Source organism: Alteromonas sp. 1_MG-2023, assembly GCF_030547075.1.
Classification (GTDB): domain Bacteria; phylum Pseudomonadota; class Gammaproteobacteria; order Enterobacterales; family Alteromonadaceae; genus Alteromonas.
In genome coordinates, this window is record NZ_JAUOQH010000004.1 from 333,269 (window position 1) to 348,667 (window position 15,399).

Consider the following 15,399-nt stretch of genomic DNA (forward strand, 5'->3'; position numbering starts at 1 on the left):
TTTGCAACACAGACGCTATTTAAACGTTAGTCTTTTTGAGTCACTTCTTTTAAGTACTGAAATAACTCTCTGTACGCTTTAGGAGGCGCATTTTTTTCCTGTTCTTTTTTCACTTGGCGATGAAACTGCCTAAGCTTCTGTCTATCTAGCTCAGGGTATTCTTCAATAAGCCCCTGAATGGCATCGTCACCACGGGTGATCACATCTTCGCGAGCACGTTCTAATTCATGAAACGCAGCGTTATTTGCTTGATGTTGATGGGTTATTTTAGCCAAGGCGACTTCAATAGGGGAATTATCCCTTTGTCTAAGTAGCTTACCAATAAACTGAAGTTGTCTTCTGTAACCGTCTTTTTTCTTATTGATGACACGTGCAATATCTAGCGCATCCTTCAATTCTTCATCAAGCGGAATGGTGGCGTAGTGGGCAGGGGTAAGGTTTACTACGGTTTGCCCTAGCTTTTGTAAGTCTTTAGATTGGCGCTTTAGTTCGCTTTTACTAATGAGCTCTTCTTCTGGCTCGGCGCTTTCTAACTTAGATTGTTGTCGTGATTTAGATTTCTGATCGCTCATTTCAAACTCATAAGTGTTACACTTTAGCTAAATTGTAACTATCACAGTCGGATTTAGACAGCGAAACTTACTATGCAAATTGAGCAACAGTTATCAGAAATTCAGAATGTCGTCGATGATGTACTGAAATTAGCCCTAAAAAACGGGGCAACCCAAGCAGAAGCCAGCATGTCAAAAGTGGAAGGTATTGCGGTATCTTCACGTATGCAAGAAGTTGAAAACGTAGAGTTTACTAACGATGGCGGCTTGGGCATTAGTGTTTACGTAGGTAAGCGAAAAGGCAGCGCCTCAACGGCTGACTTAAGCAAAGAAGCACTTACTCGTGCCGTGGAAAAAGCCGTAGATATTGCTAAGTACACCAGTGAAGATCCTTGTACTGGACTTGCTGATGCTGAACTTATGGCCACAGAATTCCCCGATTTAGATTTATATCACCCGCAAGAGCTTGATACAGAGAAGGCCATTGCCACCACAATTGAAGCTGAATCTGCTGCGTTAGGTTACGACCCACGCATTACGAATTCAGACGGTGCATCATACAACGCTAACCTTGGTATGCGTGTTTATGGTAATACCCACGGTATTAACGCTGGGTATCCAAGCAGCCGTTATAGCTTAAGTTGTATGGTGATTGGTTCTCAAGATGGCGATATGCAGCGCGATTACGCGTACACAGTCGACCGTCAGGCGCCTTTATTGCAATCAGCGGTCTCTATTGGCACAGATGCAGCAAAAGCCACTGTGGAGCGTTTAGGCGCCCGTAAGATTAATACAGCCCAGGTGCCTATTCTGTTACACAAAGATATTGCGTCTAGTTTATTTGGGCATTACGTGGGTGCTATCAGCGGTGGTAGTTTGTATCGTCGTTCATCGTTCTTGTTAGACAGTTTAGGTAAACAAGTTTTTCCTGAGTGGCTAAACATTGAAGAGCGTCCGTTTATCAAGTCGGGCTTAGCAAGCTCTAGCTTCGACAATGAAGGTGTTGCGTGTAAAGATATGACCATCGTAGATGGCGGAAAGCTTTCAACGTACCTTTACACCACGTATTCAGCGCGTAAGTTAAATACCCAAACCAATGGTCACGCGGGTGGCATTCATAACTGGTTGGTGGGCGACACAGGTCATAGCGACAGCGACTTGCTTAAAGAAATGGGTACTGGCCTGTACGTTACTGAACTTATGGGGCAGGGCGTGAACACGGTTACCGGTGATTATTCTCGCGGTGCAGCTGGGTTTTGGGTTGAAAATGGTGTTATTCAATACCCAGTTCACGAAGTGACTATTGCAGGCTGCTTACAAGATATGTTTGCTGGCATTGTGGCAATTGGGAAAGATAAAGATTTACGCGGTAGTGTGCATACCGGCTCTATTCTTATCAACCAGATGAAAATCGCAGGAAGCTAGTTTTCTGTAGAATTCTAAGCAGTTCAGTTTAACTAGCTTAATTGCACCAAATTATTCCAAAGAGTGCCGCTGGCGAAATTCGCTGGGCGGCACACCTTCCGATTTTTTAAACCGCTTCGAAAACGTAAACACATTGCTGTAGCCCACGTAGTTGGCAATATAGGCAATGGGCCATTGTGTGCTAATGAGTAAGTTTTTTGCCCGAACCATGCGCAAATAAATTACATGTTGCATAGGGCTTCTGCCGAATTGCGCAAGGCATAGCCTGTGTAGGTGAGGGGCCGAGTAGTGCACTTTGTTTACCAATGCATCTATATCCCAATTGAACTGCAATTGTTTTTCTACCGCAGCAAACAGAGCCGACAATCGAACTTGGTGCGTGCTTTTCACTGGGGTGGCAATATGCTGCAAATATTGCTGAATAATAGGAATAACCGCCTGTCGGTGCTGGCTGTTGGTTTCTAAATACAGTAATTCCATCGCATGATGCAGCCCTGACAACTCAATGTTGTGCTGAACGGGATGCTCCACATCAAAAAAATGCTGCCATCGAGGGCTATCAGATAAATTTAGCCAAATGATGTCCCAGGGCGCTTGATCCGGCCGCGGCGCTTCATCTAGCTGCGGTGCGCTACTTTCATCAAAATGCGCAATTTGCACTTCAAAACTTTGATGCGCAGGCAAAATAATCACACTTGAAGCAGGCAATGGATACTCGCCACTCGGGGTGAGTATTTTACCGCTACCTTTTAATGAATAAAAAATAGTGTGGTTAGGCGGGGTAACTCGGCCTACCTGATAAGCCCCTGATAAATTTGAGCAACCTGCCAACTCAATATCTAGCGCTTTAATTTCTGGCGCATTAGTACTATCTATAAAACGTTCAAGGCAGTCTGGGCCAATATTTACAATATCGCGAAAGGTTCGCTGCACATGCGCATTTTGGGAGCCAGAGGAAATAAAGTTAGCAGGTTGCATAATTGTAAAATGAGAGTTTTGGATAAATTAAAGAGAGAAACAAGCATAAAGGATTACGCGTGTTTCCGCTATATTTCACCTGTTATTAAAAAACCTTACCGTAAAAGGAGCCAGTAATGGCAAATGTTGCTCAAGTTGTTGCGCAAAAAGATTGGCAGAACCCAGTTGTGTTTCAAAGAAATCGCGTGAATGGACATAGTCCATTAAACGGTTTTTTAACCCAAGACGATGCTAAAAAAAACGTTAATGCGCAAAAACAAAGTTTAAATGGTGAATGGGATTTTAGGTTATACCCCCAACCTGAAGCCGTTGATGAAGACTTATTGAGCGAAGCATTACCCAGAACCACAGACTGGCAATCTTTTACTGTGCCTTCAAATTGGCAAATGCAGGGTTTTGATAAGCCTATTTACTGCAATGTTAAATATCCTTTTCCGGTAAACCCGCCTGAAGTACCCAGCGATAACCCCACAGGCTGCTACCGTACTACTTTTTCGGTAACTGAAAATGCGTTGCAACAGCGCAACCATATCGTGTTTGAAGGGGTTAATAGTGCCTTTCACCTTTGGTGTAACGGTGAATACGTGGGTTATTCACAAGATAGCCGACTACCCGCTGAATTCAATTTAACGCCCTTTTTAAAAGCTGGTGAAAATCGCTTAGCGGTTATGGTTATTCGCTGGTCTGACGGCAGCTATTTAGAAGATCAAGACATGTGGTGGTTAAGCGGTATCTTCCGCGATGTGGTATTGGTAACGAAACCACAACATCATATTCAAGATGTATTTGCCACACCAAAACTAGATGCTTGTTATCGGGATGGCAGCTTAGAAGTGCGTACCGCGATTAATGCACCAGCAAGCTATACGGTGGGCATTCAGTTGTTTGATGGTGAAACTTCGGTTACCGAACCAAGTGTGTCGGGCACCAATAATCGCCGTATAGATGAGAAAGGCGGGTGGGATGATGTGATTTTTCAATCGTTATCCGTCACTGAGCCTAAAAAATGGACAGCCGAAACGCCTTACTTGTATCGACTCGTGGTGTCACTGTTTGACGATGCTGGCAACCTAGTGGTTGCCGAAGGCTACAACATAGGTTTCCGCCAGGTGGATATGCTTGATGGTCAGCTGTGCGTAAACGGCAAGCCTATTCTTATTCGTGGTGTAAATAGGCACGAGCATCATGAAAGCAAAGGTCATGCGGTGAATGAAGCCGACATGATTGAAGATATAAAGCTTTTAAAGCAAAACAACTTTAATGCGGTACGCACTGCTCACTACCCAAATCATCCACGTTGGTACGAGCTTTGTGACGAATATGGGTTGTACTTGGTCGATGAAGCGAATATTGAAACTCACGGCATGTTTCCCATGGGGAGGTTGTCGAGAGATGCAATGTGGGCAGGGGCTTATTTAGCGCGCTACACACAAATGGTAGAGCGAGATAAAAACCACGCTTCTATTATTATCTGGTCGCTTGGTAATGAATGTGGCCATGGGCCAAACCAAGATGCCATGTACGGTTGGTCGAAGGCGTTTGACCCTTCACGACCTGTGCAATACGAAGGCGGTGGTGCCAATACTACTGCAACCGATATTATCGCCCCTATGTATGCTCGGGTAGATACCGATGTGTTAGATGACGCCGTGCCTAAATGGGCGATTAAAAAATGGTTATCGCTACCTGGTGAAACTCGACCTGTTATTTTGTGTGAGTACGCCCATGCCATGGGGAATAGTTTAGGGAGCTTTGCGGACTACTGGCAGGCATTTAAAGACTATCCACGTTTGCAAGGGGGCTTCATTTGGGATTGGGTCGATCAAGGCTTAGTGAAGCATACAGACAGCGGTGAGGCCTATTGGGCCTATGGTGGTGATTTTGGTGATACCGACAACGACCGTCAGTTTTGCATCAACGGCTTGTTGTTTCCTGATCGCACGCCACACCCTGCATTATTTGAAGCCAAATACTGCCAACAGCATTTGGCATTCACGCTTAAAGCGCTAGAGCACGAACACGCTGGCAGCTATCAGCTAACCATTACCAGTGATTATGTATTCCGCTCAACCGATAATGAAGCACTGCAGTGGCAATTGCTTGAAAACGGAGAGTGCGTTGCCAGCGGCACTGAAGCGCTAAGCATCGCCCCCCAGTCGTCACAAACCTTAACGATTACCCCACGCTTTGAGTTAGTGCCCGATGCGACATATCACTTGAATATTGATGTAGTGCTAGCTAACGATTGTGATTGGGCGAATGCTGGGCATGTGTTAGATACCGAGCAGTTCGAGATTGCTAACACCGCAGGTTTTTCTGGACTGACAGGCGCAGGTTTTTCTGCTTTTACATCAGCCAGCGTTAAAGATAGTGGCGCTATTGATGGAGAGAACAAAGGCGAGAACAAAGCTCAAGGTAAAGTCACGGTAGAGCGCACCGAATCTAACGTGAATATCCAAGTCGCGAATACTAGTTTTGCTATTAATGCTGAAACAGGGTTACTCACATCATGGGTAGTAAATGGCGAAGAGCAGCTAAGTGCTCCTCTTGAAGACAACTTTTTTAGGGCACCACTAGATAATGACATTGGCGTAAGTGAAGTGGACAACCCCGATCCTAATGCGTGGGAGTCGCGTTGGCGCCGGGCTGGAATAGGGCAATGGCAACGAAGCTGTGCAGGTATAGATGTGGTTGAAAGCACACAAGATGTGCGTGTGACAACACTGTTTAACTATCATCACGATAATGCCTTGGTGGCTTCAACAAGCTGGTGTTACCGCGTGAATACAGCAGGCACTATAGACTTGGATGTTCAGGTTAAGTTAGCCGATGCATTACCTCCAATGCCGCGTATTGGTTTGCAGTGGGCCGTACCTCATTCAAGTCAGGCTGAAGCAAACATTCAGTGGAAAGGGCTAGGGCCATTTGAGAACTACCCCGACCGGTTAGCCGCAGCCAGGTTTGGGAGTTATAGGGAAAATATTGCCAGTATGCATACGCCTTACATCTTTCCTACCGACAACGGGCTTCGTAGTAATTGCCGAGAACTGAGCATTAACGCTATAAAAGTAGCGGGTGATTTTTACTTTGCTGTAAGCCCGTACGGGCAAAAGCAGCTTGCTGATGCTAAACATACCTGCGACCTAACATCAGCCGACAGCATTTATGTGTACATCGACCATGCCCACATGGGGGTAGGGGGCGATGATTCGTGGAGCCCAAGTACGCACAAAGCCTTTTTGTTAGAGAAAAAGGCATATCGATATCACTTAAGCTTAAGTGCTTTAAAAGCCAGTGCTGAAAATTGCTAAAGCAAAATAAGGGGCCTGATAATTCGGGCTCTGTTTGTTTAAGCACTGTTAATCGAGGGCACTGTTAATAGAGGGAACTGTTAATAGAGGGAACTGTCAATCGAGAAGCATGCGCTAGCGGTCTGTCATAGGATGCATAACTTAGTATTAGCTACACAAAAAAAAGCCGCTCTATTGAGCGGCTTTTTGGTATTTAATCAGGTTATTACTTACAACGGGAATACCGTTGGTATCTCAGTTTGGGCTAATTAGCCGTCGACAGAGCCGCAGAAGCGGTAACCTTCACCGTGAATGGTTACGATCAACTCTTCATCAGAAGGATCTGATTCGAAGTGCTTACGAATACGGCGGATAGTTACATCTACAGTACGGTCGTTAGGGCGAAGCTCACGACCTGTCATTTCCATAATTAGCTGCTCACGGGTAAGAATTTTACCTGGGTTGCTAAGGAATAAGTGTAGTGCACGGAATTCACTGCGCGGTAAACGGAACTCTTTACCTGTTGGAGAAATAAGTGAACGGCTATCGCCATCCAAAATCCAACCGTTGAAGTTTACGCGGCTTGGTAAATCATCGTCTTCTGCTGAATTAGTGGTGCGAGATAGCAAGTTACGCGCACGAATAGTCAGTTCACGAGGATTGAAAGGCTTGGTTAGATAGTCATCTGCGCCAATTTCTAGGCCAAGGATACGATCTACATCGTTATCACGGCCAGTAAGGAAAATAAGACCTACGTTTTTACGGTCACGTACTTCACGCGCCAAAATTAGGCCATTTTTACCTGGCAGGTTGATATCCATAATAACCAAATTAATTGCGTGATTTTCAAAGAAGTCATGCATTTGATCACCATTTTCAGCTTCAAATACATTGTACCCTTCTGCTTCGAATAAACTCTTTAGTGTGGTACGTGTGACCACTTCATCTTCAACAATTAACACATTTGGCGTCTGCATGGTGTTTTACACTCTTTAAAAATCGGTTTAAGCAATTACTGATTAAATTCTAATATTCGGTTACTTATATGCAAGTTACTATTGAATATTCTTAAATTCAAGGTATTGGGGTTAGCCAACAAATTTCAAGCAAAGTTCAATAGTTATACAGATATTATGACGTTTTCGCATTGGAAACCGGAAAAACAATAACAAATTCTACACCACTACCCACTTCGCTGGTAATCGTGATAGAACCATTGAGCCCTTGAGTGACTAAATTGTACACTAAGTGCATGCCTAATCCAGACCCCCCTTGTCCACGTTTGGTGGTAACAAATGGGTCGAAAATACGTTTGCGTATATCTGATGGGATCCCGATACCGTTATCCCGATAAACTAACTTTAACTTATTTGCGGTTATTAATTCAGCACAGATGTCAATCTGGCCTTTCTCTACGTCTTCAAAACCATGTATAACCGAATTCATAATAAGGTTAATAAGGATTTGATTAATAGGACCAGCCTTCGTTTCAACGCATAAGGTAGGGTCGCACTCTACGTTGATGTTGTGTTGTAATTTTTTTAAGCGAGGCTGTAATGACAATAGTATCTCATTAACTAGCTGTGCAAAGCAAAAAGATCGACTACTTTCGCTTGATTGATCTACCGCTACCTGCTTAAAACTCGAAATAAGTTCAGCTGCGCGATTTAAATTACGATAAATGATGTTTAAGTTTTCATGGCTCTCGTCCATAAAACGCTGCATGGCACTAGCTTTTAGGGTTTTATTTTCAAAATCTCTTTTAATAACAGCCAATCTGTCGAGCATCATAGTAGATGCAGTCACACCCAAACCAATAGGGGTGTTAACTTCATGCGCTACGCCGGCAACCATATCACCTAACGATGCCATTTTTTCGTTCTGAACTATTTGACGCTGAAATTCGTGCAGCTTTTCTAACGTTTGTATTAGCTCTTGGTTTGCATCTTTTAGCGCGTTGGTCCGTTGACTTACCATTTCTTCAAGACTGGCGTTTAACTTTCGATGCTGATCTTCAGCTTGACGCTGTTTGTGCATGTATTCCTGAATGCGCGACAGCATAATATTCACGTCATCAGAAAGTACATTTATCTCTTTCAGGTTTGAAGGTTCAGCCCTCGCTGAATAGTCTCTCTGTCTAGAGGTGCGCTGAAGGAAGAAAGAAAGTTTCTCAATGGGAGCGGTTATTTTACGTTGGAAACGCATTGCTAAAACTAAGCTGAATATAAGCAGAACAAGCAATGCGCCAAGATTAACTAAAATGGTTTTCACAATTTTATGACTAAACCCTTCTGCTGACATGCGAAGGTAAACCCAGCCTAAAACCTGATTAGTTTCTTGGTCATAAATTTTCTGAGAGCTTTCTAGAAATTCATTGTCTTCAGTTAGCATCGGTGTTTGCTCTAACGTTACTAACTGCTTTTGCTTACCCGGTATAAGTAGCTGACCATCTTTATTGTAAGACGCAAAACGCTCAACCGAGCTAAAAGTGTCTGAGTCGTCCGGCAAACTTTTGTAGATATGTACGTTTAATACCTGCTCTGCAGAAGCAAGGTCTTGTAGCCTGTCTTCAACAAACGAAGGGGGGGAATCTTTTAATGGCTCAGACACTACGCTGGCGATCATTCTAGTAAGCAAGTTTGCATTACTATTAATCTCGTGACGAGAGGTAGTAATTTGGCTGTAGATAGACAAGCTGGACGTACTTACCAGTGCAATTGTGGCGATGGACATTACCACCCACAAAAATAGACTTTGTATAGAAAGCTTTATAGCCCGTTCTGCCATGCTAATTATCAGATTGTTTGATTAAATGGACGCCTAATAATAGTGGCGCATTCTTCCACAAAAAGAAAGAAACGCCTTATAAAGCTTTGGGCTACATTAGTTAAACAAACATAGAATCGTAAAGGTTCTTATATTCATCTGCCGCGCGAGCCCACGTAAACCGCGTATTCATGCCTCTTTGCTGCATTTCTCTAAACTTCACTGGGTGTTCATAATAAAACAGCAATGCGCGGCGAATACAGGCCAGTAATGCTTCCGGTCGAGGTTCTTCAAACACAAACCCTGTGGCGTCTTCACTATGGCGGCTATCTACTACCGTGTCTTTTAAGCCACCCACCGCTCGCACAATAGGAATAGTGCCGTAGGCCAAGCTGTACATTTGATTCAAACCACATGGTTCAAACTGTGATGGCATTAAGAAAAAGTCGGCGCCCGCTTCAACAAGATGAGCGTGCTCTGAACTAAACCCGTTAATAAAAGCAAACTGAGAAGGGTTATTTTGTGCAAACTCACCCAAATCCATACACATTTTAGGATCGCCCGTGCCAACGATAACGATTTGTACATTATGCTGCATCAGTTCATCAAGGATAGGCAAAATATAGCCAAAACCTTTTTGCTCGGTCAGACGACACACCATACCAATAAGAGGAATACTTACATTAGTAGGCAAGCCAGACTTTTCTTGCAGAGCATGCTTGCAGGTTTGCTTAGGAAGTAAGTTATCTACATCGTAGTGTTCTGGTAAAAACGAATCAGTAGCTGGGTTCCATTGCGTATAGTCACACCCGTTTAATATGCCCGAAAGGTCGGTTTTACGCCTAACTAAGCGCTCATGCAGGCCATGGCTGCCTAAGTCAGTTAGCAATTCTTGAGCGTAATGGGGGCTTACTGTGGTGACCTTGGTGGCAAACTCAATACCCGATTGCAGCATATTGATATAGCCGCCATGTACCTGCGCTAAAATACCGGGATGATGGCGAAGAAACGGCACTTTTTCGAGAGAGTTTACCCCTTGGAAAGCGGCATTGTGAATGGTAAAAACAGTTCGGGTTCTATCGAAAAAGCCTGTAGAGTCATGTGATGCTAGGTATGGCAGCATGGCCGTATGCCAATCGTGACAATGAATGACATTCGGCGAGTAATTTATAGCTTGAAGTGTGGCGAGTACCGCGCCGCTAAAGAAGCTAAAACGCTCGCCATTATCTTCATAGGCTTCATAAGCATTTGAATACAAACCTTCGCGCATGAAGTATTCAGGGTAATCCACAAAGTAGATAGGAATGCCGTGCCAGTCCATAACACGCACTTCAAAGTTGTAGACCTTGTATTCAGTAAATAGGGTTTGTGTTTCACACGCAGTGGGTAAATTTAACGAGTCTGCCAGCACCTTGTAATAAGGCATTACAATAACAACGTCTTCACCAGCGTCTTTCAATGCAAGCGGAAGTGCTTTACCTACATCTGCCAAGCCGCCTGTTTTAACCAGTTCTTCTACTTCAGAGATAGCGAATACAATTTTCACACGAACGCCTCGTATTATTTAAACGCGTCTATCGCCACGAAATGGGCGCTATAGTTGTTGCGCGAATAAGGGCTGATATATATTCAGCCCGATATATCGAATATAGGGGAATTTGATAACGTTAGCACAGGCGTTAGTGAAAGTGCTATTACTATGCTGCCTGATATAACGAAAATTGCGTGGTTTGTGCAGTAGTTAACACCCGCGGGAAGTGTTCAGCTAACAATCCAGGGTAAGGTAAAAAACGGTTGGCAACCATAAGTAAGGTGCCGTTCTGGCTTAGCATCTTACGGGCGTCATCAATGAATCGCTTGGTAATGGTGTAATCAGTTTTAAGCCCCGTATGAAACGGTGGGTTAGTCACAATATGCTGAACTTTGCCGTCTATGCCATACAAGCCGTTTGCGGCATGCAATGTAGCTGATTGCCCATTGGCCGCTAGCGTCATCGCGCTGGCATAAATTGCAAGGGCACTAATATCCGACAACTGCATTTTTAGATGTGGGTAGGTAAGCATTAGGTAACTTGCTATTACCCCAGCACCACAGGCGAAATCTAAAACATTGCCGCTCATGCCCGAAGTGTGCTTTTCTAATAGTAGTTTTGTGCCTTTATCAAGCTCACCATGGCTAAATACACCAGGTAAAGAACATACTGGCCAGCTTGTGCTTCCAATTGCATAGGTGTCGGTTTCAAGCCAAGCTTCTGGTTCAAAGGCTAAGTGAGGCTGTTCAACAATAGTGGTAATTAGGCTGCAATGACGAGCAGAGTCCACTTTATGGGTAACGCCGTAAGGTTGCATTAGCTTAGCAGCACTTTTAATGCCGCCTTTGTTTTCGCCTACAACGTGTATGCGGCCATTTTGACCCACCATACCTGCTGCCATGCGTAGCAACATTTGAAAATGCGATTTCGCCTTTGGCAGAAAAATAAGCACATCAGTATGGGTGTTTTCATTACGCATAAATGGCGTAAAGTGATGGCTATGAGCCCCTACTTTCTGCACTACCTCAAAACCGTCTTTTGTGATATCCCGACTATCGAAACTTGAGGCAGGGATAACACGAACACATTCAGAGAATATGTCGAAATACTGGTGCATTACCGTGACATCTTTGTGTTTTAGCGCATCTAGAAAATACGCATCAGAAGGGTTGATAAACAACCATTCACCTTGCTCAAAAATGTTGATGTTGCGTTCTAACAGTTGGCTTTGAGGCGTTAAAATCATTACTGCGCTCGCTCGTAAATAAGATCCCAAACACCATGACCTAGCTTCTGGCCACGGGTTTCAAATTTAGTGATAGGTCGATACTCAGGGCGAGGCACATAGGTACCTTCTTGTGCGGTATTCGCATAACCTTCGGTCACATTCATAACTTCGGCCATGTGTTCCGCATAAGGTTCCCAGTCGGTAGCCATATGGAAACAGCCCCCTTTTTCTAACTTGGTTAGCACAAGTGCAGCAAATTCAGGCTGAACAATACGGCGCTTATGATGACGCTTTTTGTGCCAAGGGTCGGGGAAGAACAATTGTAGGCGAGATAAGGTGCCATCTGGGATCATATTCTTAAGCACTTCAACCGCATCATGATCCATTACGCGTAAATTAGTTAACCCTTGCTCGCCAGCTTCAGCTAAACAAGCGCCAACACCGGGGCGATGCACTTCAATACCAATAAAATTTTTCTCTGGGGCTGCTGCGGCCATTTCCACTAAGGATTTACCCATACCAAAGCCAATTTCAATAACTACTGGCGCGGTTCTGTTAAATAAAACAGATAAATCCAGTTCAGCATTTTGATAATCTATGCCCATTGTTGGCCAAAATTCTTCGATGGCACGTGTTTGCGCTTTTGTTAGACGACCTTCGCGTTTAACAAAGCTTTTAACCTTACTTACATGAACACCAGCGGCTTCAGCCTCGGCCTGGCTTTTAAATGGCCTCATTTGTATTACCTTTCTTGCCCCAATTTACTGGTGGCGCATTATCCAGTTAGCAGCATGTTATGCAACGCTATATTTAACAAAAAGCACAATAAATGCACATTAAAATGCGGTTTTTTTAATCACCTATACAATTGCTAAGCAGTGTAGCAAGCTTTTCAGGTTGTTCCAGCAGCATCATATGGCCTGCATCTTCAACCTTAAATAAGTTTGCAGAGGGAATGTTATCTGCCATGGCTTGTAAGGACGTTAGCGTTGCAACTTCATCGTCTGTTGCTGCAATAATATTGACGGGGACTTTCGATTTCGCAAGCGTATTTACAAAGTCTTTTCTAGGCGTTGTGGCTTGGGTATGAGCTAGTAAGGTATTTTTGCCTAAATCTTCTGCCATAGATTGTACTACGCCCATTACCTCAGAGCTTTCCTGATGTGTCGGATGAACAAAGAGGGCAAAGTACGCAGGGTTTTCTGGCTTAAACCCACCACTGTTTAGCATAGTGACCAGCTGTTTGCGCCTAGTGATTTCTTGGCTGTCTAGGCCTTTTGCGTCGTATCCAATAAGCGTAATAGAGGCCACGTGCTCCATATTCTTCGACGCCCATAGCGCGGCAACGTATCCACCCATTGAAAAGCCTACAAGATGTACTTTTTCATCTTGAATGACCCGGTCAGAAGTAAGTGCCAGCATGTCGTCTTTAGTTGCTGCCCACTGCAATGGCACATAGCGACGTTGGGAAATTTTCATGCGTTGCCAAACGGGCAACCAAACACGTTCGTCGCATAAGGTTCCGGGTAAAAATAGAACGGGGGCGTTGGTGGTCACAAAGACTCCTAAAATACATTTATACCTTCACATGCTAACATATCAGGCCATTTATCAATAAAACCTAATGGCTATTAAATGTAGCTAAAGGTCATTCATTGCGCAGTTTTTATGACAAATACGGTTAACCCCAACACTTTTGCTGAACGAGTACTTGCTTGGTACGACATTCATGGACGCAAGCACCTACCATGGCAACAAGATATTACCCCTTACAAAGTGTGGGTGTCTGAGATTATGTTGCAGCAAACTCAAGTCACCACCGTCATCCCGTATTTTGAACGGTTTATGCAATCTTTTCCCAGCGTGGTGGAGCTAGCCAATGCAGCGCAAGATGATGTACTGCACCATTGGACAGGTTTAGGCTACTACGCCCGCGCTAGAAACTTACATAAAGCTGCGAAGCAAATTGTAGAAAATCACGGCGGTACGTTTCCTGACAATATAGACGATGTAATAGCCTTGCCGGGAATAGGGCGCTCTACCGCTGGTGCGGTATTGTCTATTTCACGCAATCAGCGCCACCCCATATTAGATGGTAACGTAAAGCGTGTGCTTGCCCGCTACTATGCTATTGGCGGCTGGCCTGGTCAAAAAGCAGTAGAAAATGCATTGTGGGAAGTGGCAGAAAAGAACACGCCAGAAAAACGCAGTGCTAACTACACGCAGGTGATGATGGATTTGGGTGCTATGGTATGTACTCGCAGCAAGCCTAAGTGTGATGAATGCCCGTTACAACACGATTGCTTAGCATATGCCCAAGGGGCACAAACTGAATTCCCTGGTAAAAAGCCCAAGAAAGCCATACCAGAGCGAAGTACGTTACTTATAGTGCCATTGTTCCAACAGCAGGTTTATTTGGAGCAGCGGCCTTCCAGCGGCTTGTGGGGCGGTTTATATGGCTTTATTGAAGCCCAAGATATACAAAGCGCCGAAGCTGAACTTACTAAGCGGGGTATTGAAGCCAGTTCATTTGAAACCCAAACCGCGTTTAGGCATACCTTCAGCCACTTTCATTTGGATATAACACCGGTGTTTGCCGTGATAAACTCAGTACCCAGAAAGCAGGTGGCAGAACTAAAAGCCCAATGGTTTATGTTTAATGAACCTATTGAGGTAGGTTTAGCTGCTCCTACTAAGAAAATCATTCAACAATTAGTGCATGTGCTTTAGCGCATCGAATAGGTTAAGGACATACAATGAGTAGAGTGGTATTTTGCCAGCGTTTACAAAAAGAAGCCGACGGCTTAGATTTTCAGCTTTACCCCGGTGAGCTAGGAAAACGTATTTACGACAACATTTCAAAAGAAGCATGGGCCGACTGGCAAAAGAAACAAACCATGCTAATTAACGAAAACAAGTTAAATATGATGGAACCGACCGCCAGACAGTTTTTAGAGCAAAGTATGTCGGCTTACTTGTTCGACGGCGTAGAACCTACAATTGAAGGCTATGTTCCGCCTGAAAAGTAATCAAAAAAGCGTATTTTGCATAAACAATGTGCAAACGGTAACAAAACCGAAAAAAAACCGACAAAAACGGTTGACTTGTTAGTCGGAAATCCGTTTAATACGCACCCACAGCGAGACAGGCAGCAAACGCCCAAACGCTAAAAGATTTTGCCTCGATAGCTCAGTTGGTAGAGCAGCGGATTGAAAATCCGCGTGTCCCTGGTTCGATCCCGGGTCGAGGCACCATTATTCAAGAAGCCCTTGCAGAAATGCGAGGGCTTTTTTGATCTAGGTGGTTAAAAACAAAGGAACACGCTGGCGTGTCACTGCGGCTGCACCGCGCGTTACAATCCCGGGTCGAGGCACCATTATTCAAGAAGCCCTTGCAGAAATGCGAGGGCTTTTTTGATCTCGGTGGTTAAAAACAAAGGAACACGCTGGCGTGCCCCTGCGGCTGCACCGCGCGTTACAATCCCGGGTCGAGGCACCATTATTCAGAGAGCCCTGCATGAAAATGCGGGGCTTTTTTGATTTAGGGATTCAGAAACACGCTGGCGTGCCCCTGCGGCTGCACCGCGCGTTACAATCCCGGGTCGAGGCACCATTATTCAGAGAGCCCTGC

The 15,399-nt window shown here is 44.5% G+C and carries 12 protein-coding genes and 1 tRNA gene; 5 read left to right on the forward strand and 8 right to left on the reverse strand.

The annotated features are described in order from the left end of the window. Positions 1-26: 26 nt before the first annotated feature. The gene (gene yjgA / locus Q4561_RS06535) at positions 27-572 is read right to left on the reverse strand and encodes a ribosome biogenesis factor YjgA (RefSeq protein ID WP_303458503.1); all 546 of its coding nucleotides are present in this window, start codon (positions 570-572) and stop codon (positions 27-29) included. A gap of 72 nt (positions 573-644) precedes the next feature. Between yjgA and pmbA the strand changes: the two genes are divergently transcribed. Continuing rightward, positions 645-1,976: a metalloprotease PmbA gene (pmbA, locus tag Q4561_RS06540; RefSeq protein ID WP_303458505.1), complete on the forward strand. Its 1,332-nt coding sequence runs from the start codon at positions 645-647 to the stop codon at positions 1,974-1,976. A gap of 51 nt (positions 1,977-2,027) precedes the next feature. Here the strand turns inward: pmbA and Q4561_RS06545 are convergent, their stop codons facing one another. Next, a complete protein-coding gene (locus tag Q4561_RS06545; RefSeq protein ID WP_303458506.1) occupies positions 2,028-2,909 on the reverse strand; it encodes a helix-turn-helix transcriptional regulator in 882 nt (293 codons plus the stop codon). Between the two features lie 161 nt (positions 2,910-3,070). On the opposite strand from Q4561_RS06545, the gene Q4561_RS06550 reads away from it, so the two are divergent. After that, entirely contained in the window at positions 3,071-6,265 is a 3,195-nt protein-coding gene (locus Q4561_RS06550) for a beta-galactosidase (RefSeq protein ID WP_303458507.1), read from the forward strand. A gap of 248 nt (positions 6,266-6,513) precedes the next feature. On the opposite strand, the gene arcA is transcribed toward Q4561_RS06550, so the two are convergent. The 6 genes from arcA to Q4561_RS06580 form a co-directional block, all read right to left on the reverse strand. Further along, entirely contained in the window at positions 6,514-7,221 is a 708-nt protein-coding gene (gene arcA, locus Q4561_RS06555) for a two-component system response regulator ArcA (protein ID WP_013785842.1), read from the reverse strand. A 154-nt stretch (positions 7,222-7,375) separates the two neighbouring features. Then, positions 7,376-9,031, reverse strand: a complete 1,656-nt coding sequence (locus Q4561_RS06560; RefSeq protein WP_303458509.1) for a sensor histidine kinase — start codon at positions 9,029-9,031, stop codon at positions 7,376-7,378. Positions 9,032-9,131: 100 nt separating this feature from the next. Next, a complete protein-coding gene (glgA, locus tag Q4561_RS06565) occupies positions 9,132-10,556 on the reverse strand; it encodes a glycogen synthase GlgA (protein WP_303458511.1) in 1,425 nt (474 codons plus the stop codon). A gap of 151 nt (positions 10,557-10,707) precedes the next feature. Then, positions 10,708-11,787 carry a methyltransferase gene (locus Q4561_RS06570; protein WP_303458513.1) on the reverse strand — a complete coding sequence of 360 codons (1,080 nt, stop codon included), beginning with the start codon at positions 11,785-11,787 and terminating at the stop codon, positions 10,708-10,710. After that, positions 11,787-12,506 (reverse strand): tRNA (guanosine(46)-N7)-methyltransferase TrmB, encoded by a 720-nt coding sequence (trmB, locus tag Q4561_RS06575; RefSeq protein WP_303458515.1) that lies wholly within the window; start codon positions 12,504-12,506, stop codon positions 11,787-11,789. Before trmB ends, Q4561_RS06570 begins: the two co-directional genes overlap by 1 nt. Before the next feature lie 115 nt (positions 12,507-12,621). Continuing rightward, on the reverse strand, positions 12,622-13,326 hold the full coding sequence (locus tag Q4561_RS06580) for an alpha/beta fold hydrolase (RefSeq protein ID WP_303458516.1): 705 nt from the start codon (positions 13,324-13,326) through the stop codon (positions 12,622-12,624). Between the two features lie 111 nt (positions 13,327-13,437). Here Q4561_RS06580 and mutY point away from each other — a divergent pair, with 111 nt between their 5' ends. The 3 genes from mutY to Q4561_RS06595 all read left to right on the forward strand — a co-directional run bounded on the left by mutY (position 13,438) and on the right by Q4561_RS06595 (position 15,023). Continuing rightward, a complete protein-coding gene (gene mutY / locus Q4561_RS06585; RefSeq protein ID WP_303458518.1) occupies positions 13,438-14,499 on the forward strand; it encodes an A/G-specific adenine glycosylase in 1,062 nt (353 codons plus the stop codon). A 26-nt stretch (positions 14,500-14,525) separates the two neighbouring features. Beyond that, positions 14,526-14,798, forward strand: coding sequence for an oxidative damage protection protein (locus tag Q4561_RS06590; protein WP_013785835.1), 273 nt, complete (start codon positions 14,526-14,528; stop codon positions 14,796-14,798). Positions 14,799-14,947: 149 nt separating this feature from the next. Next, a tRNA-Phe gene (locus Q4561_RS06595) sits at positions 14,948-15,023 on the forward strand. Positions 15,024-15,399 lie beyond the last annotated feature (376 nt).

Bases quoted from the DNA above. Each gene is read 5' to 3' on its own strand.
- yjgA (WP_303458503.1), bottom strand. From the start codon at position 572: ATGAGCGATCAGAAATCTAAATCACGACAACAATCTAAGTTAGAAAGC.
- Q4561_RS06560 (WP_303458509.1), bottom strand. From the start codon at position 9,031: ATGGCAGAACGGGCTATAAAGCTTTCTATACAAAGTCTATTTTTGTGG.
- Q4561_RS06550 (WP_303458507.1), top strand. From the start codon at position 3,071: ATGGCAAATGTTGCTCAAGTTGTTGCGCAAAAAGATTGGCAGAACCCA.
- mutY (WP_303458518.1), top strand. From the start codon at position 13,438: ATGACAAATACGGTTAACCCCAACACTTTTGCTGAACGAGTACTTGCT.
- arcA (WP_013785842.1), bottom strand. From the start codon at position 7,221: ATGCAGACGCCAAATGTGTTAATTGTTGAAGATGAAGTGGTCACACGT.
- Q4561_RS06570 (WP_303458513.1), bottom strand. From the start codon at position 11,787: ATGATTTTAACGCCTCAAAGCCAACTGTTAGAACGCAACATCAACATT.
- pmbA (WP_303458505.1), top strand. From the start codon at position 645: ATGCAAATTGAGCAACAGTTATCAGAAATTCAGAATGTCGTCGATGAT.
- Q4561_RS06590 (WP_013785835.1), top strand. From the start codon at position 14,526: ATGAGTAGAGTGGTATTTTGCCAGCGTTTACAAAAAGAAGCCGACGGC.
- trmB (WP_303458515.1), bottom strand. From the start codon at position 12,506: ATGAGGCCATTTAAAAGCCAGGCCGAGGCTGAAGCCGCTGGTGTTCAT.